The sequence below is a fragment of the Methyloglobulus morosus KoM1 genome, from assembly GCF_000496735.2.
Lineage (GTDB): Bacteria > Pseudomonadota > Gammaproteobacteria > Methylococcales > Methylomonadaceae > Methyloglobulus > Methyloglobulus morosus.
This window is the reverse complement of record NZ_AYLO01000087.1, coordinates 1-25527: the sequence shown is the minus strand read 5'-3', so window position 1 is coordinate 25527 and position 25527 is coordinate 1. Positions and strand designations below refer to the sequence as shown.

Annotated in this window: 25 protein-coding genes; 20 read left to right on the top strand and 5 right to left on the bottom strand. The window is 48.4% G+C overall.

Annotated features, from left to right (window positions below; translation table 11 throughout):
- Window positions 1–184 precede the first annotated feature (184 nt).
- Entirely contained in the window at window positions 185–514 is a 330-nt protein-coding gene (locus MGMO_RS11380; protein WP_023495200.1) for a hypothetical protein, read from the top strand.
- Window positions 515–558: 44 nt separating this feature from the next.
- On the opposite strand, the gene topA is transcribed toward MGMO_RS11380, so the two are convergent.
- From topA to MGMO_RS11360, 4 genes are read right to left on the bottom strand one after another with little or no spacing between them, the layout of a single operon-like run.
- Window positions 559–2883, bottom strand: coding sequence for a type I DNA topoisomerase (topA, locus tag MGMO_RS11375; RefSeq protein ID WP_023495199.1), 2325 nt, complete (start codon window positions 2881–2883; stop codon window positions 559–561).
- Between the two features lie 40 nt (window positions 2884–2923).
- The gene (locus MGMO_RS11370) at window positions 2924–3391 is read right to left on the bottom strand and encodes a DUF494 domain-containing protein (RefSeq protein WP_023495198.1); all 468 of its coding nucleotides are present in this window, start codon (window positions 3389–3391) and stop codon (window positions 2924–2926) included.
- Between the two features lie 11 nt (window positions 3392–3402).
- Window positions 3403–4455 (bottom strand): DNA-processing protein DprA, encoded by a 1053-nt coding sequence (gene dprA, locus MGMO_RS11365; RefSeq protein ID WP_023495197.1) that lies wholly within the window; start codon window positions 4453–4455, stop codon window positions 3403–3405.
- Window positions 4456–4505: 50 nt separating this feature from the next.
- Window positions 4506–5654: a LysM peptidoglycan-binding domain-containing protein gene (locus tag MGMO_RS11360; RefSeq protein WP_023495196.1), complete on the bottom strand. Its 1149-nt coding sequence runs from the start codon at window positions 5652–5654 to the stop codon at window positions 4506–4508.
- Between the two features lie 98 nt (window positions 5655–5752).
- Between MGMO_RS11360 and def the strand changes: the two genes are divergently transcribed.
- From def to sufT, 12 genes are all read left to right on the top strand, one after another.
- Window positions 5753–6259: a peptide deformylase gene (gene def / locus MGMO_RS11355; protein ID WP_023495195.1), complete on the top strand. Its 507-nt coding sequence runs from the start codon at window positions 5753–5755 to the stop codon at window positions 6257–6259.
- Window positions 6260–7183: a methionyl-tRNA formyltransferase gene (gene fmt / locus MGMO_RS11350; protein ID WP_023495194.1), complete on the top strand. Its 924-nt coding sequence runs from the start codon at window positions 6260–6262 to the stop codon at window positions 7181–7183.
- Between the two features lie 7 nt (window positions 7184–7190).
- Window positions 7191–8480 carry a 16S rRNA (cytosine(967)-C(5))-methyltransferase RsmB gene (gene rsmB, locus MGMO_RS11345; protein WP_023495193.1) on the top strand — a complete coding sequence of 430 codons (1290 nt, stop codon included), beginning with the start codon at window positions 7191–7193 and terminating at the stop codon, window positions 8478–8480.
- Window positions 8446–9030 carry a DUF4390 domain-containing protein gene (locus MGMO_RS11340; RefSeq protein WP_235557273.1) on the top strand — a complete coding sequence of 195 codons (585 nt, stop codon included), beginning with the start codon at window positions 8446–8448 and terminating at the stop codon, window positions 9028–9030. Before rsmB ends, MGMO_RS11340 begins: the two co-directional genes overlap by 35 nt.
- Window positions 9012–11153 (top strand): sensor histidine kinase, encoded by a 2142-nt coding sequence (locus tag MGMO_RS11335; RefSeq protein ID WP_023495191.1) that lies wholly within the window; start codon window positions 9012–9014, stop codon window positions 11151–11153. Before MGMO_RS11340 ends, MGMO_RS11335 begins: the two co-directional genes overlap by 19 nt.
- 21 nt (window positions 11154–11174) lie before the next feature.
- Window positions 11175–12536, top strand: coding sequence for a sigma-54-dependent transcriptional regulator (locus tag MGMO_RS11330; protein ID WP_023495190.1), 1362 nt, complete (start codon window positions 11175–11177; stop codon window positions 12534–12536).
- 124 nt (window positions 12537–12660) lie between these two features.
- Window positions 12661–13089: a 50S ribosomal protein L13 gene (gene rplM / locus MGMO_RS11325; protein WP_023495189.1), complete on the top strand. Its 429-nt coding sequence runs from the start codon at window positions 12661–12663 to the stop codon at window positions 13087–13089.
- An 11-nt stretch (window positions 13090–13100) separates the two neighbouring features.
- Window positions 13101–13496: a 30S ribosomal protein S9 gene (rpsI, locus tag MGMO_RS11320; RefSeq protein ID WP_023495188.1), complete on the top strand. Its 396-nt coding sequence runs from the start codon at window positions 13101–13103 to the stop codon at window positions 13494–13496.
- 190 nt (window positions 13497–13686) lie between these two features.
- A complete protein-coding gene (galE, locus tag MGMO_RS11315) occupies window positions 13687–14733 on the top strand; it encodes a UDP-glucose 4-epimerase GalE (RefSeq protein ID WP_023495187.1) in 1047 nt (348 codons plus the stop codon).
- Window positions 14734–14858: 125 nt separating this feature from the next.
- The gene (ubiG, locus tag MGMO_RS11310) at window positions 14859–15566 is read left to right on the top strand and encodes a bifunctional 2-polyprenyl-6-hydroxyphenol methylase/3-demethylubiquinol 3-O-methyltransferase UbiG (RefSeq protein WP_023495186.1); all 708 of its coding nucleotides are present in this window, start codon (window positions 14859–14861) and stop codon (window positions 15564–15566) included.
- 62 nt (window positions 15567–15628) lie between these two features.
- Window positions 15629–16357 (top strand): SDR family NAD(P)-dependent oxidoreductase, encoded by a 729-nt coding sequence (locus tag MGMO_RS11305; RefSeq protein WP_023495185.1) that lies wholly within the window; start codon window positions 15629–15631, stop codon window positions 16355–16357.
- Between the two features lie 9 nt (window positions 16358–16366).
- On the top strand, window positions 16367–16921 hold the full coding sequence (sufT, locus tag MGMO_RS11300; protein WP_023495184.1) for a putative Fe-S cluster assembly protein SufT: 555 nt from the start codon (window positions 16367–16369) through the stop codon (window positions 16919–16921).
- A 91-nt stretch (window positions 16922–17012) separates the two neighbouring features.
- On the opposite strand, the gene MGMO_RS11295 is transcribed toward sufT, so the two are convergent.
- Complete coding sequence (locus tag MGMO_RS11295) at window positions 17013–17399, bottom strand: hypothetical protein (protein ID WP_023495183.1); 387 nt, start codon at window positions 17397–17399, stop codon at window positions 17013–17015.
- A gap of 259 nt (window positions 17400–17658) precedes the next feature.
- On the opposite strand from MGMO_RS11295, the gene MGMO_RS11290 reads away from it, so the two are divergent.
- From MGMO_RS11290 to MGMO_RS11260, 7 genes are all read left to right on the top strand, one after another.
- On the top strand, window positions 17659–20391 hold the full coding sequence (locus MGMO_RS11290; protein WP_023495182.1) for a TonB-dependent receptor domain-containing protein: 2733 nt from the start codon (window positions 17659–17661) through the stop codon (window positions 20389–20391).
- A gap of 200 nt (window positions 20392–20591) precedes the next feature.
- On the top strand, window positions 20592–21083 hold the full coding sequence (locus MGMO_RS11285) for a TlpA family protein disulfide reductase (protein WP_023495181.1): 492 nt from the start codon (window positions 20592–20594) through the stop codon (window positions 21081–21083).
- A gap of 6 nt (window positions 21084–21089) precedes the next feature.
- Window positions 21090–22517 (top strand): sialidase family protein, encoded by a 1428-nt coding sequence (locus MGMO_RS11280; RefSeq protein ID WP_023495180.1) that lies wholly within the window; start codon window positions 21090–21092, stop codon window positions 22515–22517.
- Between the two features lie 167 nt (window positions 22518–22684).
- The gene (locus MGMO_RS11275; RefSeq protein ID WP_023495179.1) at window positions 22685–23074 is read left to right on the top strand and encodes a copper resistance CopC family protein; all 390 of its coding nucleotides are present in this window, start codon (window positions 22685–22687) and stop codon (window positions 23072–23074) included.
- Between the two features lie 51 nt (window positions 23075–23125).
- Window positions 23126–23788 carry a hypothetical protein gene (locus MGMO_RS11270; protein ID WP_023495178.1) on the top strand — a complete coding sequence of 221 codons (663 nt, stop codon included), beginning with the start codon at window positions 23126–23128 and terminating at the stop codon, window positions 23786–23788.
- A gap of 179 nt (window positions 23789–23967) precedes the next feature.
- On the top strand, window positions 23968–25071 hold the full coding sequence (locus MGMO_RS11265) for a HupE/UreJ family protein (RefSeq protein WP_036307696.1): 1104 nt from the start codon (window positions 23968–23970) through the stop codon (window positions 25069–25071).
- Between the two features lie 53 nt (window positions 25072–25124).
- On the top strand, window positions 25125–25527 hold a 403-nt coding region (locus MGMO_RS11260), incomplete at its 3' end, for a hypothetical protein (protein WP_036307684.1).

Genomic DNA, 25527 nt, shown 5'->3' with positions numbered 1-25527 from the left:
GTCGCCACCCGATACGAACGGCTGGCGGTCAACTATATGACTATGCTGAGCTTGGCCAGCGTGTTGATTTGGCTTAAATGAGAACAGCCCCTAGCTACAATCGGATTTTCTTATGGCTAACGCGTAAAATACGCTAAACATCAATGCTTTTATATTACCCCTCTACAACCGGGAAAAATCCTACATGCTTAAAGACACAACCGATATTACTGAAACCCGAGAAATACTGTTAGCCATACTCTCAAACAGTGGTACGTTAGCAGGGATTAGTCTTGCCTTAGTCGGCATCATGAATATCAAACCGGAAAACACCCGATTAGATACCTTTACCGACGATTTATATATATTTTCCGCGCTTGGTTTTGTTATTGTTTGTTACTTGGTGTTTTTTGCTATGCGATTACTGCATTCATCACGGATTAGCCGTCTGGTCAAGATCATCGACGTGTTGTTTTTGGGTTCGCTGACTATGCTCGTGGTTGCGGGCTTTTTAACGGTATACACATTTGTTTAGATTGCCATAAAACCTGTGCATCAGTTTGATTTAAACCCTGACAATCAAGCCGCCGACTCCTTAGGCCCTTGCACATCGGCTGGGTCGCCTTCGTACGGTGTAGCGTATTTACAATCTTTTTGTGGGCAAGCTTTTTCCACACCACGAGATTTGGTTTGTTTGACCACAAGAATAGGCCAATGACACTCAGGGCAGCTTTCATGTATGGGCGCATCCCAAAGTGCATAGCTACATTTGGGGTACGCAGAACAGGAATAAAACACCTTGTCATTTCGGGATTTTCGTTTGAGGATACTGCCTTTTTTGCACTGTGGGCAATCAACGTGCGTATCCTGCGGTTTTTCCAATGGTTCGATGTGCTTACACTTAGGGTATGCGCTACAGCCGATAAATTTGCCGTAACGCCCGACCTTAAAAACCAAAGGCGATTCACAGCTAGGGCATACACGGCCTTCCACGGTTTCAGTTGCCGTGCTGGCGGCAGCATCGTCATTCAGGTTGCGGGTATAAGAGCATTCCGGGTAGTTGGTGCAACCGATAAAGCGCCCATTTCGACCCAAACGGATGGATAAAGGGCTGCCACAGAGCGGGCATTGTTCATCAATCGCCTCCTGGGTGACATCTTTGCGTTGGACTTGCTCTTCTTTTTCGATAATCAAGCTGCTGAACGGCTTCCAGAACTTGCTCATCAATGGAATCCAGTCCAGTTCGCCGCGCGATACTGCGTCCAGTTCATCTTCCAGGTTGGCGGTGAAATCGTAATCCACGTACTTGGTGAAATGGTCGGTCAGGAATTTGTTGACGATCCTGCCGACATCCGTCGGGCGGAAACGCTTGTTGTCCAGCGTGACATATTCGCGGTTCTGCAAAGTCGATATAATGGAAGCATAGGTGGACGGGCGGCCTATGCCATGTTCTTCCAGCGATTTGACCAAGCTGGCCTCGCCGTAACGCGGCGGCGGCTCGGTAAAATGTTGTCCGGCGATGATGTCATTAAGTTTGACCGGACGGCCTTCTTCCATATTCGGTAAAAAACTTTCCTTATCGTCGCTTTCTTTGCTGTCGTCCTTACCTTCCAGGTAGACCGCCATGAATCCGGGTTTGGCAATGCTGGAACCCGTTGCCCGGAAAACGTGCTTACCATCGCCGCAAGTCAAATCAACGGCGACCAAGTTAAGGACAGCATGGGCCATCTGGCAAGCGATCGTGCGCTTCCAGATCAGGTCATAGAGCTTGAATTGCTCCGCACTCAGATGGGCCTTAATCTGATTGGGCAAATAACGCGGGTACGTAGGCCGTATCGCTTCATGCGCTTCCTGGGCGTTTTTGGACTTGGTCTTAAACAGTCGAGGTTCTTTAGGGACATTATCTGCCCCATAATTTTCCGCAATAAGGGTGCGCATTTCTTGAACCGCTTCCACAGACAGGTTCACGGAATCCGTACGCATGTAGGTAATCAAGCCTGCTGTTTCCCCACCAATATCAATGCCTTCATACAATTGTTGGGCAACCATCATGGTGCGCTTGGTGGTGAAACCCAGTTTACGTGAGGCTTCCTGTTGTAAGGTTGAGGTAATGAAAGGTGGGGCAGGGTTACGGTTTTGCTGCTTTTTTTCCAGCTTGCTGACGACTAACTGACCGTCAGCAGCATCCAATAAGGTTTGCTTTGTTTTTTCTGCCAACTCACCATTGGTAATGCTGAACTGGCTGAGCTTTTCGCCGTCAAAATGGGTCAGTTTTGCCTTGAATGCCTGCTCCTCCGCAGTCAATGCGGCATCAATCGTCCAATATTCGCGAGTCTTAAAGGCTTCGATTTCCAGTTCGCGCTCGACGATCATCCGCAAAGCCGGACTTTGCACACGCCCTGCGGACAAACCCCGACGTATTTTTTTCCATAATAGCGGCGACAACTTGAAACCTACCAGATAATCCAACGCCCGCCGCGCTTGTTGTGCATTGATTAAATTGATGGCGAGCTCAGCGGGGTTCGCAATGGCTTCTGTGACCGCTTTCTTAGTGATTTCATGGAACACAACCCGATGTACCGGTTTGTTTTTCAGGAGATTTTTTTCCTTGAGCAGTTCGTATAAATGCCAGGAAATGGCTTCGCCTTCACGGTCAGGGTCGGTGGCAAGATAAAGGGCATCGGCGGATTTAAGTGCCTTGCTGATATTTTGGACGTGCTTCTGGTTTCGGTCTATGACCTCGTACTTCATGGCGAAGTTGTTGTCGGGATCGACGGCGCCTTCCTTGGGAATCAAATCACGGACATGACCGTAGGAAGCCAAGACATGGAAGTCTTTGCCTAAATACTTCTCGATGGTTTTGGCTTTGGCCGGGGATTCTACGATGACGAGATTCTTGCTCATTCGATCAACATGGCGAGCGGGACGGGTTGTTCTGTTAGTTTCAGTTCAGGTAAGTTGGCACGAGGTCATAAACGATGTCCTCCATTCGTGAAAAAGCAATTTCTTCGTCCGGTTGGCTAAGAAGCACCAACAACACGATCCATTTGAGCTTTTCTATGGTCAATTCTTCGTCTTCCAGTGCCAAGGCGCGGTCAATGACGACTTCCCTGTTGGTCGAATTCAAAATACCGCAGTGCTCTAGGAACATCAGCAAATCGCGGCATTCCAAGTCCAACTTGGCTTGTTCTTCAGTACTGAAAATGCGGAATGACGTAGGGATGGTCGGTTTTATGGCGCGCTGTAAACTCAGTGACTCCAACCAAACGAAAGCCTTATTGACTTCGACCTGCTCAAAACCCGCTGCCAACAGTTCTGTCCTGACGCTATCACTGTCTGGGAGAATCTCAAGCTCATCCTCCATATAATGTTCAAAAAGATACATAAGGACATCGAAAATTGTTTCTTTCATAATTTTTTGATTTATTTCAAACGGGTATAACAGCCACCGGCATTCGTCTCAACATAACCTTGCAACTCTAAAATCAATAGCATGGATGACAGTATTTCGACCGTCAGTCCACTGTCTTCAACCAATTTATCGATAGATGTTGGGCTGAACATGACGCGATTCAATAGTGTTTGTTGCTCCAGGTCAAGTGTTGTTTGCAAGGTGGCGGTATAATTTTTTTCATCTTGTTGAATATATTGATGAAATTCTTCCAGTATATCCTGGGTGGTTTCGACCAGTTTCGCACCTTCTCGGATTAAGCCATTGCAACCGCGTGCCAGCGGGTTATGGATAGAACCGGGGATGGCAAAAACTTCACGGTTTTGTTCCAGTGCCATCCGGGCGGTAATCAACGAACCGCTTTCTTTAGCGGCCTCAACCACCAGCAAACCTTGGCACAATCCACTGATGATGCGGTTACGCCTGGGAAAATGGTTGGCTTTTGCCAAGGTACCGGGCGGAAATTCGGATACCATCGCACCGGTATTGACGATTTCGATCGCCAGGTCAATATGTCGAGCCGGATAAATGCGATCCAGGCCCGTTCCGGCGACCGCGATGGTATAGCCCTTGGCGTTAAGCGCACCTCGGTGGCTGGCGGCGTCTATTCCTAATGCCAAACCGCTGGTAATGACAAATCCGTGCAGGCTTAAGGTCTTGGCGAAGGCTGTAGCGGTTTCCATGCCTGATGCCGAGGGATTTCGGCTGCCGACCATAGCGATTTGAGGCAATGACAGCAATCCTGGATTGCCCCGCACGAACAAAAGCGGCGGCGGATCGGCAATTTCTTTAAGTTGCGCGGGGTAAATGGAATCAAAAAGCGTGATGACGGAATTGTTGTCTTGATCCAGCCAGGCGAGGTCGTTATCTATCAGCGCCCAATCTGGCTTTTTAATTGATTCGATAATATCGCTTTTCAGCCCTAATGCGGATAGCGCCGCATTAGATTCTGAAAATAACTGGGATGGTGTGTGGGTTTCCAGCAGTTTGAGGAAAGTCCGTCCCCCAAAACCTGGCGTACGCAACAGCGCAAGCCAGTATTTGATATCCTTGCTTCGTCCTGTTTCGGATGTATTCAGGGAGTTTGGACTTTATCAAGGACGTGGATCGCTTGGCTGGCTTTCATCACCAAAGCGTAACTCACACGTTCAAAGGGACGGAAAACCATCAAAGTGCCTGCAATTTCATCCGGCAGTTTCACTTGGTCATTCTTGACGACACTGTAAGTGTCACGGGTAACCCGTCCACGCCTATAAATATCCAGTTCATGTCCAGGCAATAAGCCGTCTTGTGTGCCTTTATCTATCACCACCACATTGAATTTTCCGATCTGGTTTACGCCGTCAAGTACGCTTAGGATGCTACCCTTAATGCTCTCTTCTGGCGGCCTTGGAAAATAATTCAAGGTGAACTGCTCATTGGGCTTAGGCATGAGCCGGTCGCCGATAACGATTTCATAGACCGATTTGTCAATAACGACGGTAGCCGGATCGCCTTCCTGCTGTAGCGTGGAGTCTGCAACATATTTGGCTTCGTAGCCCAAGATCTCACCAGTTTCAGGTCTTTTAAAGACATTGCCCGCCCGGTAGATTGTGTACGACACGTTTTCCGGGTCAATAAGGGAGCGGACATAAAGCTTGTCGCCACTACCTGCCATCAGATGTTCGCCGGCAAAATCGACCACGTAAGGCGCGGTATTCAGTTCATTGGCACTGACTACCTTGGGGGAAGACAAGAACTTGGCAATATTTTCCGTAGGGATCAACCTGATCGCTTGTTTTATGCCGGTTTCCCGTATGCACGGCGACAGCTTACCGCCTTGCGCCATCGCAAAACTGGTACGACCATTGTGGATATCTTCTTCACTGACCACACAAGTGCCATCCGATGCCAATGCACCCGAATCCGGCGCATTCCGGCTATATGCGCCGCTATCCTTGCTAAAGCTCAACCGTGGCTTGCCCTCCACGATAGAGAAATAAACCGTGTCGCCCGGATAAATAAGGTGTGGGTTTTTGATCTGGGCGTTGTAACTCCACAATTGCGGCCATTGGGTAGGATGATTGAGAAACTTTCCAGAGATGTCCCACAAGGTATCGCCTTCAACAACAGTATATTGATTGGGATGGGACGGATTAATGGATATTGGAGCCGTCTCGATGGCCCACACTGATGCATTGATGCCCAAAGCAACTATTAATCCTGAAAGTGTTCTAAAAACCATAGCGTATTCCCGTGGTGTCTTTTTAATCATTATGAATTCAAAGTTTAGATGAATTCATATAGAATTCCAGTATTAACTAAATTATAGTGGAGAGTTTGTTGAGCGTTTTAACTATTCTCGAATTTCCTGACGAACGCTTGCGTAAAAAAGCGGTTGACGTTCAGGTTGTCGATGGGAAAATCAAAAAATTGGTCGATGACATGCTGGAAACCATGTATTTGGCCAAAGGGATCGGTTTGGCCGCAACCCAAGTCAACGTCCACCAGCGCATCGTCGTCATTGATGTCAGCGAAGAGAAAGATAAACCTTTGTGCTTAATTAATCCAGAAATTGTTGCAAAAGACGGCGTGGAAGAGTCTGAAGAAGGCTGCTTGTCCGTACCCGGCTTTTTTGAAACGGTCAAACGTGCCGAACGTATCAAAGTGAAAGCGCTTGATAAGGAAGGCCGTCCGTTTGAGTTTGAAGCCGACGAGTTGCTGGCGGTTTGCGTGCAACACGAACTGGACCACTTGGAAGGCAAGTTGTTTGTGGATTATATTTCCTCCCTCAAACGGCAGCGTATCAAAAAAAAGTTGGAGAAACTCCACAAACTGGAACAAAACTAAGTGCGGATCATTTTTGCGGGAACGCCCGACTTCGCTGTCCCCAGCCTACGACTGTTATTGGCATCAAAACATGACGTTTGCGCTGTCTATACCCAGCCTGACCGCCCTGCGGGACGAGGCCGCAAACTGCAACCCAGCCCGGTCAAAGAACTGGCTTTGAGCGCGGGGACTCCGGTATTTCAGCCGCTCAGCCTGAAGTCAGAAGCGGATTTGCAGCAACTGCGCGACCTTAACCCCGAGCTTATGGTGGTAGTCGCTTATGGCATGATTCTTCCCCAAGCCGCCCTTGATATCCCCAAATTTGGCTGTGTCAATGTCCATGGCTCGTTGTTGCCGCGCTGGCGTGGCGCAGCACCGATCCAACGTGCGGTCATGGCTGGCGACAAAAAGACGGGCGTAACTATCATGCGGATTATCCATAAGCTTGATGCAGGCGATATGTTGCACAAGGAAGAATGTGCGGTCACCCCACAAGATACCTCCGGAATTTTGTACGAAAAACTGGCGGCACTCGGTGCTATAGGCTTGGAAAAGGTACTGGGCCAAATCGAGTCGGGGATAGTAATGGCTGAAACTCAGGATGAAAGCCTCGTCACTTATGCCGAGAAACTGAGCAAAAACGAAGCCGAACTGGATTGGACACAATCGGCGGTGCAATTGGCAAGGAATGTAAGGGGTCTTAATCCCTGGCCGGTCGCGCAAACACATTATCAGGGCGAGGTCTTACGGATTTGGCAAGCCGAACCGATAGCCGCCGACAACAAGGCCGATCCTGGTACCGTCATCTGCACACACAAAACACTGGATGTGGCGACCAGAGACGGCCTGTTACGCTTGCATGAAATCCAATTGCCTGGGGGAAAGCGGCTGCCTGTCCAGTCATTCCTGAATTCGCACCGCCCACACGGAGTAAAACTCGGTTGATTTCATTTTGAACACGAGATGGGTTGCCGCCCGCGCTATTACACGGGTACTGCAAGAAGGCCAGTCTTTGACGACGGCGTTGGATAACGACCTCAAGGCCGTTGAATCCAACCAGGACAAAGCCTTTGTACAAGCCATCTGTTATGGCGTGTGCCGAACCTATCACCGCCTAGATTTCATCTTGAATATATTGATAGAAAAGCCATTAAAGGTTTTGGAGGTGAAAGCGTTGCTATTGATTGGCCTTTACCAACTCAACTATATGCGGGTAAAACCCCACGCTGCCGTCTCGGAAACCGTACAAGCTGCACGCAATCTGCCTTGGGCTAGGGCATTGATCAATGGGGTGCTGAGGAATTATCTTAGACGGCAGGATGAACTTGAACGACAGGCTGACAACGTAAAAACAGCCGCTTTAAGCCATCCCGACTGGTTGATTAAGCAGATTGAACGCGATTGGCCGGAACAAGCCGGAACGATCCTGCATGAAAACAACCAGCCGCCGCCTATGGCCTTGCGGGTGAACCTGACTAAAACCAACAGGGAGGACTATTTCCGGTTGATGGCGGATCACGACTTATCGGCACAAACGGTTAGCTTTTGCCCTGATGGAATTATCCTGGACAAACCTGCGCCTATCGAAGCCTTGCCCAAATTTGCCGACGGTTGGGTATCCGTGCAAGACGGCGCGGCACAATTGGCGGCACATCTGCTTGATGTACAACCGGGACATCGGGTGCTGGATGTTTGCGCCGCACCGGGCGGAAAAACCGCGCACATTTTAGAGAGGCATCCCGATGTGGGTCAATTGGTCGCTGTCGATATTGACGAAAACAGGATGCTGCGCGTCAATGACAACTTGAGACGATTAAACCTGCAAGCCACATTAATTGTGGGGGATGCCACTAAACCCGACGGCTGGTGGGACGGCAAACCTTTTGACCGTATCTTACTGGATGCGCCGTGTTCGGCAACGGGGGTAATCCGCCGTCATCCGGACATAAAATTATTAAGACGGGAGACGGATATTGCCGCATTGACAATCCTGCAACTTACCATCCTGAACGCGGTCTGGCCTTTATTGGCAAGCGGCGGAATGCTGCTTTATGCGACTTGCTCCGTGCTAAAACAGGAAAACGAACAACAGTTGCAAGATTTTTTATCATCCCATGACGATGCTATAGAATGCCTCATAGCGGACGATGGATGGGGCGTCCCTTGTGAAGTTGGAAGGCAGGTTTTGACAGGTGAATCTTCAATGGATGGCTTTTATTATGCGCGGCTCATTAAGCAATAAGGCGACCATTGTCCTGTGTTCCCTGCTGTTCCTGACGCCTGCACTGGCTTATCCGGGCAATACTGGGGTTATAATAAAAAATGCGGAAACGTCCTTGTTAGGAGACGATTACGTACTGACAGCCGACATCGATTACCAATTGAGCGAAAAAGCGATAGAGGCCTTAAATAATGGCGTTTCACTGTACTGGACCTATCAGTTCAGGATTCGAAAGCACCGTGATTTTCTTTGGGATAACACGCTCGTCGAAAAAAGTTTCCGCTACCGCATCCAGTACCACGCCTTGTTGAAAATGTATCGGGTCAGCAATGAGAGCAACGGCTCCGTAGATAATTTCTCCACACTCCAAGCCGCATTGGATTTGTTGTCAACGCTACGTGATTACCGGCTCATCGAAAAAATTAAAATTTCCGATAAAGAATCCTATGTTGCCGGAATGAAAATTACGTTTGAGCGGGATGCCTTGCCACTCCCTTTGCGCCCTATTGCATATACAAATTCACAATGGTTTCTGTCCAGTGATTGGTACCTATGGCCCTTAAAAAAATAAAGCTGCCTATTGGGGTCTCTGTCGCCATTTTGTTTGGCTTGATCTTGTTGTCGCTGCAATTGATGAGCTCAGCCCAACAGGAATCCTCAGAATTGAACGCAATGTCTTCATGGCTATTGTTGATTAATGCCCTGGGTTCCGTCATTTTACTGGGGCTGGTCGGGGCAAACATATACTCCTTAGTCCGGCAATTAAAAAAACGTGAAGCGGGTTCTAAGCTGACTACCCGAATGGTTTCGCTGTTTGTCTTGCTCGCATTGGCTCCGGCTGCCATCGTGTTCTATTTTTCCATGCAATTTTTGCATCAAGGCATCGATAGCTGGTTCAATGTCGAAATTGACCGGGCGATGGAAGATTCCCTTGAACTCAGCCAAGCCGCCCTAGACCAACGTATGCGTTGGCATTTAAGGCAAACCCAGCAGTTAGCCGAAAACCTTGATTATTCATCTGAAACAATGGCAACTTTGGAAATTGAAAACCTGCTGATACTTTCAGGCGCGTCCGAAGTCACGCTTTTTTCCAAGCAAGGCCGCATTATTGCCTCCAGCAGCATTAATCCCGGGGATATTCTGCCCAGTTTGCCCGATGAGCTCGTTCGCTTGCAACTCCGCAACAACAATGACTATGTGGCACTGGCGTCGGTGCGGGAAAACGAGTTAATGATACGGGCAATTGTTGTCATCAAAGGCCAGGAACCGAACTATTTACAGGCACTGTACCCGGTTCCGGTAAGGATGGCCGATTTGGCAGATTCTGTGGAATTTGCCTTCCTCCGCTACCGGGAAATGAATTTTTTAAGGAATTCCCTGAAACGGAGCTTTTCTTTGACCTTATCCCTCGTCCTGCTGATGAGCTTGCTGGCAGCTATTTGGGTCGCCTTCATCAGCATCCGCAATATGGTTGCGCCAGTAAAAGATCTTGTCAAAGGCACCCAGGCCGTCGCATCAGGGCTGTATGACCAGCAGTTACCCGTCATCGCACAAGATGACTTAGGGTTTCTGGTGGAATCCTTCAATGTGATGACGCGACGTATTGGCGAAGCGCGGGATGAAAGCAGGCGGGCGGGCTTTGAGGTGGAAAATCAACGGGCTTACCTGGAAACGATACTTGCCAATTTAACGGCGGGTGTCATTAGTTTCGATACGGCCTACAAAATCCGCACGGCGAACCAGGCTGCTTACCGGATTTTTCATATTCATGTTAACCACTTTATCGGCCAGACGTTATTGGAACTTGTTGAGATCTACAAAGACTTGTCTGAACCCTTACAATCCATCCAGCGCTTGCTGGAGCAGGCCGACGATATTTGGCAACAGCGGATTGCATTTTTAGGGCCTAATGGCCGGCAAGAATTGTTGTGCCGGGGAACGCCGCTATTTTCCCAGGAAGGGCAACGGGTGGGCGCGGTTGTCGTGTTTGACGACGTAACGGACTTGATCCAGGCGCAAAAAAGTGCGGCTTGGGGCGAAGTGGCGAGACGGCTGGCGCACGAAATCAAAAATCCGTTGACCCCCATCCAATTGTCAGCAGAGCGGTTACAGGTAAAGTTAGCGGCAAAACTGGACACTAACGATGCCGAAATTTTGCAAAAATCCACTCGAACTATTGTGCAACAAGTGGAAGCACTAAAAGAAATGGTGGACGATTTCTCCCAGTACGCCAAACCCGCCAAAAAGCAAACCACTGATTTAGATTTAGCGGTGTTAGTGCAAGAAGTGTTAGCATTGTACCCAATAAAGCCTGGGATAAAATTTAACACTGACTATGAAGCCGGCGCGTTGTTAATCAAAGGCGATCCCGTCAGCATTAGGCAAGTCGTCCATAATTTGGTCATCAATGCCCTGGAAGCCATCAACGGAGAGGGTGTCATCGACATACAACTTTATCGAGTACAGAAGAATTATTCCGATTTCATCGAGTGTGCTTTTTATGACAACGGCCCCGGCATTAACGAGGAACAAATTGAACAAATTTTTGAACCCTATGTCACAACCAAGGCTAAAGGCACCGGTTTGGGATTGGCGATTGTCAAAAAAATCATTGAGGAGCACGGCGGTTCAATCTGGGTAGATACCCGCCGCAAAATAGGTGCGGGATTTATAATTCAACTTCCCGCCGTTTAACTTAATAGAAGCGTAACGACTATGAAAGATCAAACACCTCGCCTGTTAGTAGTAGATGATGAGCCGGAAATTCGCCGTTTGGTGTGTGAAATTCTCGAAGATGAAGGTTATGAAGTCACAACAGCCGAAAACGCAACCGAAGCGCGGGCGTTGAAGAGCTCCATTAACCCGCACCTGATACTGCTGGATATATGGATGCCCGACACGGACGGCATTACCTTGTTGAAAGAATGGGTTGCCGAGGATTCCTTGCTGTGCCCAGTTATCATGATGTCAGGCCACGGCTCTGTGGAATCCGCCGTGGAAGCCACTAAACTTGGTGCCTATGATTTCCTGGAAAAGCCGTTGTCGATGGCGAAACTGCTATTGGTCGTATCCAGGGCATTGGAAGCAAGTAACTTGCAAAAGGAGAACGCTGGACTTAAACAACAATTAGTGACTGATATAGAACCCGTCGGCAAAAGCGCCACTGTCGCCCGAACCAAAGACCAAATCAAACGCCTGGCGCAACATGATGCCCGTGTGTTATTTGTAGGCGAAGCGGGTGTCGGCAAAGAATTATATGCACGTTACCTGCACAATAACAGCGCCCGACGAGACGGCCCTTTTGTCGATGTTTCTGTGGGAAGCATTGCACCGGAAAATGCCGCCGTGGAGTTTTTTGGCAAGGAACACGATGGCAGGGTTTTTCCGGGACTTCTGGAACGGGCAAATCGCGGAACCTTATTCCTGAGTGAAATCGCTGGAATGGATCAAGAAACCCAACTCAGATTGCTTAGCGCCCTGGCATCTAGCTCATTTCTGCGCGTCGGCGGCAGCGAGGCAGTCCGCGTGGATGTGCGTGTACTGGCATCAACCCGGATAGGCCTGGCGGATGAGGTCAAATCAGGACGTTTTCGCCATGACCTTTATTATTTGCTAAACGAAGTCACCTTGGAGATTCAACCGCTTAGAAGCCATAGTGAAGATATCCCAAGCTTATTAAGTTTTTATGTTGATTATTTTGTCAGTCATGACAAGTTGCCGTTCAGGAAATTCTCCATGGCTGCACAAAATTTTTTACGCAATTACAGTTGGCGTGGCAACGTCAGGGAACTAAAAAACCTGGTCCAACGATTAATGATTTTGGGTATAGGCGAAGAAATTGAACTGGATGAAGTAAAATCGGCTCTAGGAACGATCATAAGCGATTCAATACCTTCAGTTTCGTTACCGGATTATTATAACTTGCCCTTGAAAGACGCAAGAGACCAATTTGAAAAAGCTTACCTCGAATATCATTTTGAGTTATCAGGCGGCAGTGTTGCAAAATTGTCCGCTGCCGTAGGAATCGAACGCACCCATCTTTACCGCAAATTGCATTCCTTGAACATCAAGTTATGAATTGTGATAGGCACATTGTAATTCGTCTAATTCTTTAACGCGGCAAATAAACTTGTAAAATATATAAATTTTGAGTAAAATTCCGCTTCTTTTTTTGAGCTTTTGACAGCAAGACAAAGTAACGATGAAAACATTTAGTGCAAAGCCCGCAGAAGTAAGGCGCGATTGGTATGTAGTGGACGCAGAAGGCAAGACCTTGGGTCGGCTGGCATCTGAGATTGCACTCCGCCTCCGTGGCAAACACAAGCCTGAATACACCCCCCATGTAGATACCGGGGATTACATCATAGTCGTCAATGCCGAAAAAATTGGTGTCACCGGCACCAAAGAAAAAAACAAGCTTTATCAGCATCACACTGGCTATATCGGTAATCTCAAGACTGTTAACTTGGGCAAATTACGCAAAACCTTTCCAGACCGTATCCTTAACACGGCGGTTAAAGGCATGTTACCCAACAATCCGCTAGGTCGCGCCATGTTCAAGAAATTGAAAGTTTATGCCGGCCCTCAACACGACCATCAGGCCCAACAGCCGAAAGTTTTAGACATTTAAGCAGGAAGACCATGGCAGCAGTAGCTCAATATTATGGAACAGGCCGTCGTAAAAGTGCGATAGCACGGGTTTACGCGACTAAAGGCACCGGAAAAATTACGATCAACACCAAATCGATTGAAGATTATTTCGGTCGTAAAACTGATCAAATGGTCTCTCGACAACCCCTGCAGTGCGTCGACATGGAAACCAAATTTGATGTCAACGTGTTCGTAAAAGGCGGCGGCCCATCTGGACAAGCAGGCGCAATTCGCCACGGCTTGAGTCGTGCGTTGATGGAATATGACGAAACGTTACGGCCAGCACTCAGACAGGCCGGTTATGTGACCCGCGATTCACGCGTCGTAGAACGTAAGAAAGTCGGCTTGCACAAGGCCAGAAAGCGTCCTCAATACTCGAAACGTTAAAATTTTTATCGATTTTCAACAAAGGCCTGTGTTTTCACGACACAGGCCTTTTTTTATGGGTAAAATTGTGTCGATATACACAAAATCATTCCGTTCAATAACAATAGATTTAATGAAATGCTTCCACCAACAACCTAAAACAGGTAGTTTAATACATAACTAACTAACTAACTAAGTAAGGAACAAAGGCATGGTGAATACAATATTAGTAACGGGCGGTGCTGGCTATATTGGCAGCCATGCTTGCGTGGAATTATTGGACTCGGGTTACCGGGTCGTCGTAGTCGATAACCTGTCGAACAGTAAAATGGAGTCAATTAAACGGGTGCAGGCGATTACCGGAAAATCGATTTCTTTTTACCAAGCCGATATCCGCGACAAACAGGCCTTAACTGATATTTTTACCAAAGAGGCCATATCAACGGTCATCCATTTTGCCGGCCTAAAAGCTGTCGGTGAATCTTGCGAGCAACCGCTAAACTATTACCATAACAATGTTTACGGCACTCTCGTTCTTGTTGATGTGATGAGCAATGCCAACGTGAAGCGACTGGTTTTCAGCTCCTCCGCAACTGTCTATGGCGAATCCAAACAGGCCCAATATTCCGAAAATTTCCCTTTAGGAGCCATCAATCCTTATGGTCGTTCAAAAGCGATGATTGAGGACATGTTAAGGGATCTATCTGCGGCAGATAATATCGCAAAAGCCAAGGCTTCCTGGAAAATTGCCTTATTACGCTACTTCAATCCGATAGGCGCACACGAAAGCGGCAAGATCGGCGAAGACCCCAATGGCATACCCAACAACCTCATGCCTTATGTTTCCCAAGTCGCTATCGGCAAGTTGGAACAACTGTCCGTATTCGGCAATGATTACCCGACCCGTGACGGTACGGGTATCCGGGATTACATACACGTTGTTGACCTAGTCAAAGGCCATATCCAAGCTATTGCAGCCTTGGAAGGTGAAAAATTCAAATGGGGAGGGTGTAATGCGTATAACCTGGGCACAGGCAGGGGCTATAGCGTCCTTGAGATCATAGAGACGTTTGAAAGGGTCACTGGCAAAAAGGTCAATTACAAGATCGCCCCAAGAAGGGCGGGCGATCTGGCCGAGTGTTTCGCCAACGCCGACCTGGCTTTCAAAGAATTAAACTGGAAAGCGGAAAAAAACCTGGAGAATATGATTGCTGACACTTGGTTGTGGCAAGTCGAAAACCCGCAAGGCTATACTTGAGGACGAAAATCGATTTGAGGTTACCCTGAAAAGCGAATCCTGTCCAGGGTTCGACAAACCCATCACAAATGGCTTATAACTAGGCGATATAGTAAACTATCCCAACTATTAGATTGATTTTAAATATGACTCCCACCACTAACGTACATCCTGGCGAAATCAATAAATTCGGCGCAATGGCAGAACGCTGGTGGGATCCGCAGGGTGAATTCAGGACCCTGCACGACATCAACCCCCTGCGTTTGGAATTCATCCAGCGTTATGCCCAACTTGAAGGGCAGCGATACGTTGACGTCGGCTGTGGCGGCGGCATTTTGACGGAAGAACTCGCCAGGCACGGTGCCGATGCGACGGGCATTGACCTGAGCGAAGACTTGATTGATATCGCCGACCTGCATGGCTTAGAATCAGGCATTACGGTACACTACCAAAAAATTAGCGCAGAAGATCTGGCAAGCCAACAACCGGAAAGTTTCGACCATGTCACCTGTATGGAAATGCTGGAACATGTACCCAACCCAGGTTCTATCATCAATGCCTGCGCGACATTGGTAAAACCAGGCGGCATGGTGTTTTTCTCCACCCTTAACCGTAAACCCAAAGCCTACGTGCTGGCAATTGTCGCCGCCGAACATCTGCTTAAAATGCTGCCTAAAGGCACGCACGATTACAAGACATTCATCAAGCCTTCGGAATTATCGCAATCTGCCCGCGCTTGCGGCTTGGCATTACAAGGCATGGTGGGCATTGAGTACAACCCGTTCACCAAACAATTCAGCCTTGGCAAAGATATTGATGTCAATTACATCGCCGCTTTTAAACGTGAAGGCTAGCAACAACAGGTTTAAATTCTTTCGCTTGACCTTTTCTTGCGTGAACTTGAAAACCATCTACCATGCCCCTCACTAACCACGTCATCTTAATCACTGGAGCAGGCGGCGGATTGGGTAGCACCGCCGCACTGGCCTTGGCAAGGCAGGGTGCGACAATCATTTTGCTGGATAAAAACATCCCTAAGCTGGAAGCAGTTTATGATGCCATCAAGGCTAGCCATGCACCCGAACCCATCCTATACCCCTTTGATTTGGCAGGCGCCAACGAAACCGAATACCAGGAATTGGCCAATAACATCGAGGAAAAATATGGCTCCCTGCAAGGTGTGTTGCATTCCGCAGTGGAATTCAGCGGATTCACGCCATTGGCCACACTCGGCACTAAAGACTGGGGACATACCTTAAATGTCAACCTGAATGCGCCATTTTTGCTTAATAGGGTGTTATTGCCCGTCTTACAAAAGAGTGAACATGCCGCCATCGTCTTCACCTCGGATTCTTCTGTGCGGTCTGCCGTCGCTTATTCCGGTGCTTACGGGGTTTCCAAGATTGCGCTGGAAGGCTTGGCGAAAATTCTTGCCGAAGAATTGGAATCCTTCAACAAAATCCGGGTCAATACCCTTATTCCCGGCCCTATTGACTCACCCTTAAGAAAACGGGCTTATCCGGCGGAAGATAAGGGCAAATTGCCCAAAATGGAAGCACTGGATGCCGTCTATTTGTACTTGTTTGGCAAACAAAGCGTGGGCGTAACCGGACAAATGGTTGATGCCCGTACCTTTAATATGTAACCGATTATTATGGCCGAAAGAGAAGATGTCGTTCTAACCCGTGACGTGAACGTGGTCACTGTGCCTGATGGCTTTACCAGCATCCTGACCAAAGGGGAAATCGTGACCATCCACCAAGCATTGGGCAATAATTATACCGTCGTCACACAATACGGAACCATGGTACGTATCGCCAGCGTAGACGCGGATGCCTTAGGTAAGGAGCATCACCAGCTTCATACCTTAGTGTCGGAAACCAGCGCCGAAGCGGTAGAAAACAACTGCTGGGAGGTGATGAAAACCGTGTACGACCCTGAAATTCCGGTCAATATTGTCGATCTAGGCTTGGTTTATCATTGTAGTGTAAGTCCGTCGAAGACAAATCCCGACCTGAACGATGTCCATGTCATCATGACATTAACCGCCCCTGGTTGCGGCATGGGGCCTGTCATCCAAGGCGATGTGGAAAAAGCAATCCGCGCCTTGCCCGGCGTTGCCAGTGTGGATGTTGAATTGGCGTTAGATCCGCCGTGGTCACGCGAGATGATGTCGGAAGTTGCCCAGTTACAGCTTGGGCTTTATTGATTTTGTAACTGTTTTAACCGGTATTGAAAACTCCAGCCCTTAAATTATATTGGAATAAAAGGGCTGGAAGCCACTGAACTACAGGAAGTGTTTAGATTAAAGTCTTCATGTGTTCTAGTTGTTGGATAGCCTTATCCAAGTGTTCATCAATCCCGGTCATTTGGTTTGACTTAGCCATGCCCCTTGCTTTCTTAATTGTTTCGTTAGCGCGTGAGCGTTCTCTGTCAACAACATCATTCGCATTCACATCTTTACCGTAATCCATGCTTTGCTTGATGAGTTTGTAGACTTCATCACCTGATTTGCCTTCAGCGACTGCAACTTTAGCTTTCTTAAGCTCGCCAATCATCAAATCGATAGCATCGGCAGGGGCATAAGAAATACGGCCTTCACCGGCTTCCGCCATGGCAGCAGAAGAAAAAGCGCCCATAGCCAAAGCGATCAGGGAAGAAAGTACGATTATTTTTAAGTTTTTCATATTGGACTAATCCTCATTTTGTGTTGTATAGCGTTGTTTTGGTCAATTCTAAAAATTACCGCGCGCGATTCTATCACGTTTTCAATTTTTTTTTAATTACCGGAAAATAAATTTCGGCCATGAAAGCCCACCATGAGGCCCAAAGCCTTTAACGGCAGCCTCTGCCAAAAATCAAAGGAACTGTAAGAGAATAAAATTTGCTATCATACCCACCGTTATTTGCCTGTTATTTTAAATAATTCACTCATTGAGGAATCCGATGCAAAACAAGAACAATAAATCGGGGCTTTTAGGGGTTAATCCGCAAAAGTACCTATTTCTTTTGGGATTGCTTGCCCTACTTACCTTCTCACTCGTTAAAATTCCATTGATGGCAATTACCATCAGCGGCGATTGGAGCAATGGCTTTCATCATCCGCTCCAAGGCTGGGATCATCTGCTCACCATGATTGCAGTGGGTATCTGGGCTGCTCAATTGCGTGGTCAAGCCGTATGGCTGTTGCCCCTCACGTTCATTAGTGTCATGAGCCTAGGCGGTTTAGCGGGTGCAGCCAGTTTTGCCGTTCCCAGCGTAGAAGTTATGATCTTTCTTTCCGGCATGGTGTTCAGTGTATTCATCGCCCGAAAAGTACGTTTCACGACCCGTATGAATGTGCTGATTGTCGCCTTCTTTGCATTTTTTCACGGCTATGTGCATGGCCAGGAAATATCGGCTTCGGCTAGTTTGGTTTCTTATACCCTAGGCTTTGTGCTTGCCACCTCGCTGCTGCATGGCACTGGCATAGCGGCCGCTCGTCTAGTGACGCTCGCATTTGCTTGCTTTCTTGGCAGTAATGTCCATGCCCAGGAGACAGAAATCTCCACGACAGGATCAACCAAAACAACGGTTAAAGCCAAGTCGAAAGCCAACAAAAAAGATTCTGTAGAACTTGAAGAAATAGTCGTCACTGCGAAGGAACGCGCCGATTCCCTGATAAAAATTGCAGACAGCGCATCGCAAGGCCATGTCGGGCAAGCCCAGCTAAAATATCGCCCTATAAGCCGACCGGGGGAAGTGCTGGAGACGGTACCGGGGCTGATCGCCACCCAGCACAGCGGCGAAGGCAAGGCCAACCAATATTTCCTGCGGGGCTTTAACCTCGACCACGGCACCGATTTCTTGACCCAAATTGACGGCGTGCCGGTCAACATGGTGTCCCATTCGCACGGACAGGGCTGGACGGACACCAATTTCCTGATTCCCGAATTGATAGAAACCCTGGATTATAAAAAAGGCAGCAACTTTGCGGAGAATGGGGATTTTTCCAGCACCGGTTCGGCCAATATCCAATACTTCAGGCAACTGCCACAAAATATCGCCAAATTTACCGGCGGCAGCTTTGATTATTACCGTGGCTTAGTGGCAGGCTCGCATCAACTAGGGGAAGGCAATCTTTTATATGGTGCAGAAAGCATCCACAATAACGGCCCCTGGACAGTCGGCAATGATTACCTGAAATTTAACGGCGTACTGCGTTATAGCGAAGAACACGGCGACCACGGCTGGAGCGTCACCGCTATGGCGACACAATCCGATTGGAAATCCACCGACCAAATCCCCAGAAAGGCGGTAGCCAGCGGGCTTGTCGATCGGTTTGCCCCGCTTGACCCTACCGACGGCGGCAACAGCCAGCGTTACAGCCTGACGACAGAATGGCATCGCCAGGATGCAGACAGCGAAACTAAGCTGATGGCTTATGGCTTGTATTCCAAGCTGAATTTGTTTTCGGACTTTACGTTTTTCTTGGACAACAACCCAACCACAAATCCTAACGGTTGCGGCGGTTTAAATAACGCACTCGGCAAAGGCCAATTCAACCCTGCCATTTTCAACACCTGCGGCGACCAATTCGGCCAACCTGATGAACGCTGGACGACCGGCTTCAAAGCCAGCCATACCTTTTTTCACCAAATTGGCGGTGCCGAATCCGAAAGTACCATTGGCTTGCAATTCCGCAATGACAACATCAAAAACGCCCTGACCAAAACCCATGCCCAGCAGCAGTACGGCATTACCCGTCAGGATCTCATCTGGCAATCCAGCCTTAGCCCATACGCTGAAAACAAAACCCGTTGGAATGACTGGTTCCGCACGAGCGTAGGCGTTCGTTTCGACGGTTTTCGCTTTGATGTCAGCGGCAGCAATGTCAATGCCAATAACGGTGAACGCTATGATGGCTTGGTTAGCCCCAAACTCGGCCTGGTCTTTGGCCCTTGGGCAGACACCGAATTTTATCTCAATGGCGGCTTAGGCTATCACAGTAACGATGCCCGTGGCATCAACACTCGCATCGACCCCGCAAGCGGCACTCCTGTTGAACGCGCCAATCCCCTGGTACGTACTTACAGTGCCGAAGTGGGCGTGCGTTCTACCTGGGTGAAAGGTTTGCAAAGCACCTTGTCCATCTGGTGGCTGGACACCGATTCCGAATTGGTGTTCGTGGGCGATGCCGGTACGACGGAAGCCAGCCGCCCCGGTCGCCGTTATGGCCTTGAGTTTGCCAATTACTACTCACCCACCGACTGGTTAACCTTCGATGCTGATTTTAGCTTCTCCCATTCCCGTTTTCGAAGCAATGCGCCAGAAGGCAACTACATTCCAAATTCAGCCGAAACGGTGATAGCAGCGGGTGCGACTTTCCACGATGTCTGGGGTGGTTTCTTCGGCGGCCCTAGGCTGCGCTATTTCGGCCCACGACCATTAATAGAAGACAATAGCGCACGTTCAAATTCTACCTTTTTGGTATCCGCCCAATTAGGTTACGAAGTTAACAAAAACCTGAGCTTTCAGGCTGAAGTGTTCAACATTTTTGACAATAAAAATGATGGCATCACTTATTTCTACCAATCCCAGTTCCCAAACAATAGCGGTGGATTTTTCAGTGGCAACGATTTCCATTTCCACCCCGTCGAGCCCGTCAGCTTCCGTTTAGGGTTTACGGCGAAATTTTAAAGGTTTTCTTCACATTTTACGGGCATCCAGCGGATGCCCGCTTATCCTGCCGGCGTTACATTCATTCCATCGCTTGTTTTTCCTATCCCATTTGCTTGCCCCTTAATAAGCCTTACGTTAAGTGTTTGCATTAACCCTGATCGACAGTAAACTAATAAGATAACGAACTCGGTTACCCGACAATGACCACAAGGTACAACATGCCACGCAAATTCCTTATTTTTTCCTGTTTTCTATTGTCCTGTGCTACGGCACTGCCAGCATGCGCTGAGCAAGTAACCCTAAAGCCATTTGCGCCCGGAAGTTACCAGCAACTGCTGGACAGCAATGCCAACAAGCCCTTTATGCTGGTGATCTGGTCGATAACCTGCTCTTCCTGCCTAAAAGATATGGCCTTATTGAACAAGATGCACAAGGCCCATCCGAACATCAACATGGTCATGTTGGCAACGGACGATGCCTCCGCGACTGAGCAAATCCAGCAAATACTGGCAAAAAATGAACTCACGGGGCTTGAAAATTGGTTATTTGCCGATGAAAACGCGCAAAAGTTGCGTTATGAAATTGACCCCAAGTGGTATGGAGAAATGCCAAGGACTTATTTCCTGGACAAAACGCATGAGCGGGAAGGCATCAGCGGGGTTTTGTCGCAGGAAGATTACGAAAGCCGCTTCAAGAAAATTTTAAATTAAGGCTTTATGTTCTCGACAGTTATTAAGGATTCTCTGAACAAGCCCTTCAACAAGCTCAGGACGAACGGTAAGGTGTTGATTCCGTTCGTGGTGAGCCTGTCGAACCATGAGCGGAATCAACTTGTTCAGAGTTTCCTTAATTATGTAGGTTGGGTTAGCGCCAGCGTAACCCAACATTCTCAACGTATTGTCGGGTTACGTTACACTAACCCAACCTACATTTTATTGCTGTGTCTAGTCACAACAATCAATGGTTGCTCCTCAGACCCATTTTTAAGTACCGATGAACCCACAAAAGAAACTGCCGAACCGACAACCGTCGCAGCCTATTCCAAATCGACTTTCGGGTTATACGACATTTCCACCTTTGACGTCTACGTGGATAATGACATCATTCACCTCATCGCAGGCGGCAAGGGTTCCGTTAACGATAAGCCAGTCACCTTACGTTATACACGTTCTGAGGATGGTGGGCGCAATTGGCTAGCTCCGGTCATCCTGGCAAAGTTCCCTGTAAGTATTAACAGTCGCGGCAATGACATCCAGCTTGCGGCCCAAGGCAGCCACTTGCTTGCCGCCTGGCAAGGCAAGGGGGAACTGCCCGGCATGGGGCCGATGGTGAGCGCATATTCCCAGGATAACGGCAACACTTGGGCAAAAGGCACTAACCCCGCCATCAACAATACAGGCGACCAATCGCATACCGACCTGATCGCCGACCAACACGGACATTTCCATGCCGTATGGCTGGAAGACCCCGAGGAAAACGGCTACCAAAGCCTACGTTATGCGCGTTCCGTTGATGGCGGCAAACAGTGGAATAAAGCCGCCACATTAGATGGCTCAACCTGTTCCTGCTGCTGGAATACCTTTGCCTTGTCGCCGAAAAATGAACTGAACATTCTCTACCGTGACATGAAACCCCGTGATATGTCGCTACTACGTACATCGGATGAAGGCAAGGCATGGCAACAGGTCGGTACTGTCGGCAAGTTTGGTTGGCAGTTTGACGGCTGCCCTCATGTGGGCGGCGGGTTGACGTATACGGGCACTGACAAGCCCCAACAATTGCACAGTGTTGTCTGGACAGGCCTTGAACAAAAGGCAGGCTTGTACTATTTGAATTCCGGCGATAACGGCAAAAGCTGGTCATCGCCGCGAAAATTGGGCGATGCAGCCATTCATGGCGATATTGCCGTTCTTGATGGCAAACTTATCGCTATATGGGATGAAATGGAAGCAGACGGGACCAGCATTTTTTACGCAAAGTCGGAAGATGGCGGCTTAACCTGGTTCACTGCCGTCCGTTTAACCGCCGCAAAAAACGCGGCGACCCACCCTCGGCTGGTCGTAACAAAAGCCGGGTTCTTAGCCATGTGGACAGAAAAACCCAACAAACAACCCAGCCAATTGGCTTGGCAGCTCATTGAATAGGCCCTTGCTTATCTAACAAACCCATACAGGCTAGGGCTGTTGCCAGGCTCTCTTCCGCCTAGTCACGAAACCTTAGTTTCCAAGTTTTACTGACCATCCCCCACCATCGGTTATATAATGGGAAACCCTAGATAACCTACTCAATTGTTTTTCCCGGATGTCGACCAATGATGCAATGCGATAACTTTTATTCTTATAAGCTACTGTTAAATACGGCAATTATTGCCACCCTAGCGTTACCGCTGCCGATCTTTGCCCATGCCATTATGGTAAAATCCCAGCCCGAGGCGGACAGCACGATTACCGAATCGCCCAAGCAGGTCGACACTTGGTTTAACGACAAGGTCGGCAGCGAATATAAGGCCCTGGCCGTCATCAACAGCGCAGGCAAACGCGTTGACAACAAAGATGCGGCACAGGAAACCTTCGACCAATCGCATCTTTACACGACGGTAACCGAATTGCCGCCGGATACGTACACCGTGCGTTACCGCGTCGTGTCCATGGACACGCACATTGTGACGGGCAAATTCAAGTTCACCATAAAAAAGCCCTAATTGACCCTTCCGTATAATAATAAGACCGTATTCCTACGAGGCAACGCCTACATGAAATTACCTTATCCGCACTTAGCTTTTTTGTTGTTTATCGGCAGCTTGCTATTAACGGCTTGCGAAAGTCCTGGCTACAACGACAACCCATCCCAACAAATGACCAAAGCGACGGTCGGTTGCCTGGTTGCCACCGACTTCTTCGCTGTCTATTTCAGCGCGTATATCAAACCAGCCAATGACAGCAACACGAAAATGACCGTAAAAGACAGGAAGGCCCTGTTCAGGTCCTATTGCAAAAACATACCGACAACGGGCACGGCATTCTTCACTGCCGATGTGGTAGGCGACGAATTGCGGCAAACACCCATCGGGATTCGTATCGTTGAGCAGGAACTTACCGGCGGCGATGAAGACAAGGCCGAGAATTTCAAGGACATTCGCACCATAGCCGAAATCCCTGCCAAGCTGTATCCGCGCGGCGCAGTTGAAGCCCAAGCGCAGTTGGACAAGAACGGCTATTACGCCATTTACCTGATGGTGGGCGGCGAAGAAGCGCTATCTGACGAAGATAAATTGAGGATTCCCCTGCACGTAGGGGTTGATCCCGATGCAAACCCCATCAGGACTTATATTGCTATCGGGATTGGCGGCACAGTGGGTTTAGCGTTGATCGGTTTCGTGGCCTACCGTTTTATGCGCAGACAAAATAGCCAGTAGCCTTGCCAATCTTATTGATAGACGAACACCCGAAGGCGGAATTGCATGATGACTAAGGAATCCCTTATTCAGTCCTTAGACAAGCCCAGGATGAAGGCAACTCGTCGAATCCACTTATTACAAGCTCATCTAGCCCGTTTGTCATGAGCTTGCTGAACTATGAACGGAAGCAACTTGTTATGAAATACATTAGATTAGCCAGCCTTATTTTTTTGCTCATCCAACTGCAGCCGGCCCTTGCCCATCCGCCTGGACTCAGCTCCACCGACATAACCGTCAAACCGGACGGGCTGGACGTTAAGGTAACTTTCGCCGGCCAAGACATTGAAGCCTTTGTGACTATGGATACCGACGGCGATGCCGACGTGACCGATGCCGAACTGGAGGCAGCAAAACCGCATGTTGCCAATTATGTCGCCAGTGAGTTAAAAATCCTGTTAGATGGCACTGAAACCAAAGCCAATACCACAAACAAGGTAAGTTTTGACAAGCAAAACAATACCACCATCGAATTAAACTTCCCAGACACGCCCAAAGAGTCCATTGGTATTGAATCCAAGTTATTAGACAAACTCCCGGCAGACCATAAAGAATACGTCACAGTCAAAGACGCGGCTGGCCGCGAACTGGGCAAAAAAATGTTGACCCCAAAGGCCAACACCCTTGAGATCGACCTGAACACTAACGCCGCACCAACGGTTACGGAAAACCATTCCACCTCACCCTTTGTGGATTTCCTCAAACTGGGCGTGGAACATATCCTCACCGGCTACGATCACCTGTTGTTCCTATTTTCCCTGCTCGTCGTCACCCGCAGCTTTTGGCCTGCAATCAAAATTATCACTTTCTTTACCATCGCCCATTCCATCACGCTGGCATTGGCGGGGATGAATATCGTCGACATTCCCAGCAGCATCGTTGAGCCGCTGATTGCCGCCACTATCGTTTATGTCGGCCTGGAAAACATCGTCAGGAAAGATAAGGTAACCACCCAGCAACGCTGCATCCTGACATTTTTCTTCGGCCTTATCCACGGCTTCGGCTTTGCGGGCGTGCTCAGGGAAATGGGTATTTCGTCTATCGAAACAGGCATTTTGGTGCCGCTGTTTTCCTTCAACCTGGGCGTGGAACTGGGGCAGATTACCGTGGCATCGGTTGTCTTGCCGTTAATCTGGTGGCTGCATGGTAAAGAAAAAATCAGCCGATATTTGGTGCCTGTTGGTTCTGTATTGACTTGTCTGGCGGGGGGGTATTGGCTGTTGGAACGCACCATACTTAGTTAACAACTACCAGATTGATATGCAGTGATGAAAGCCCAATCTCTCTTTTTTTGATCATGCTTGAATTTTTGAAAAGTTACTATCGTCGCGTAGTAACCGATGCATTTCTTTTCTGTGTAGCAACAATTCCTTCAATTTTTGCTTTTTATGTTGATTATAAAGGGTTAGCATCAGACGCATTTATGCGAAGCGGTGCAATAATGGCACTTTTTGGAGCATATCTTGATTTTCGAACTCATGAAATTCAAGCGCTTCGAGACCACGATAATTTTCATCGCCTCTGGGGTACAATTGGAATACTTACCGAAGGACTCGCAAGTGTAGATAGAGCGGCAAAATATTCTCTTCGTAGTATATCAACGTTAATTGAATCTGCGGGTATAGAACCCGATATTGGAAAAGCTGATACAATCAAAGATGTGGTTGTTACAGAAAAGATAAAAGCCCTTAAATATTTAC